The organism is Mucilaginibacter sp. P4_G9 (assembly GCF_056400985.1).
Map to the genome: position 1 here is coordinate 1 of NZ_JBFUKF010000780.1, position 1,213 is coordinate 1,213.

The following is a 1,213-nucleotide window of genomic DNA, read 5'->3' on the forward strand; positions in this document are numbered from 1 at the left end:
GCCAAATTCAAAGAAGTTCGTGATGCTTACATCGCTACTTTAGGCGAAATTGATGATGTTACTAAGTTTTTGGCTAAAAAATACTACCATGATGTGGAGTACGATGCTATCCGTAACCTTGTATTAGACGAAGGCAAACGGTTAGATGGCCGTACAACTACCCAAATCCGCCCTATATGGAGTGAAGTTGGTTATTTACCATCTGCTCACGGTTCTGCGGTATTTACCCGTGGTGAAACCCAGGCATTAACTACTGTTACTTTAGGTGCTAAGGATGATGAGCAAATGATTGATGGCGCGTTCATCAACGGTTATCAAAAATTCCTGTTGCATTATAACTTCCCAGGTTTTTCAACCGGCGAGGTTCGCCCGAACAGGGGTGCTGGTCGCCGCGAAATTGGTCACGGTAACCTGGCTATGCGTTCGTTAAAACAAGTATTACCATCTGAGGATGAAAACCCATATACTATCCGTATCGTTTCTGACATCCTGGAATCAAACGGTTCGTCATCAATGGCTACGGTTTGTGCCGGTACATTGGCTTTGATGGATGCAGGTATCAAAATCAAATCGCCGGTATCAGGTATCGCGATGGGATTGATCACCAACGAAATGGGAACTAAATACGCTATCCTGTCGGATATACTTGGTGACGAGGATCACTTAGGTGATATGGACTTTAAAGTTACCGGTACCACGAATGGTATAGTTGCCGTACAAATGGATTTAAAGATCAACGGCCTATCATACGAAGTATTAACCAACGCTTTAAACCAGGCTAAAGAGGGTCGTTTACACATTCTTGGTGAAATGGCTAAAACCCTTACTGCTCCCCGTGTTGATTACAAACCACACGCTCCGCGTATTGTTACCATTAAAATTGATAAAGAATTTATTGGTGCAGTTATCGGGCCCGGCGGTAAAATTATCCAGGAAATGCAACGCGAAACCGGTGCAACTATTTCTATCGAAGAAAAAGACAACCAGGGTATCGTTCAAATATTTGCCGACAACAAAGCTTCTATCGACCAGGCTTTATCAAGGATCCGTAACATCGCTTCTAAACCAGAAGTTGGCGAGATTTACGAAGGTAAAGTGAAATCAATTATGCCGTTTGGTGCATTTGTTGAGATCATGCCAGGTAAAGACGGTTTGTTACACATCTCTGAAATTGATCACCGCAGGATTGAGAAGATGGACGGTATCTTTGAAG

General features: G+C 43.1%; 1 protein-coding gene. It reads left to right on the forward strand.

Annotation, left to right across the window (positions count from 1 at the left end; genetic code table 11):
• Nucleotides 1–1,213 (forward strand): polyribonucleotide nucleotidyltransferase (gene pnp, locus AC1DPZ_RS27595; RefSeq protein WP_477409544.1); only part of this gene is annotated, 1,213 nt, incomplete at both ends.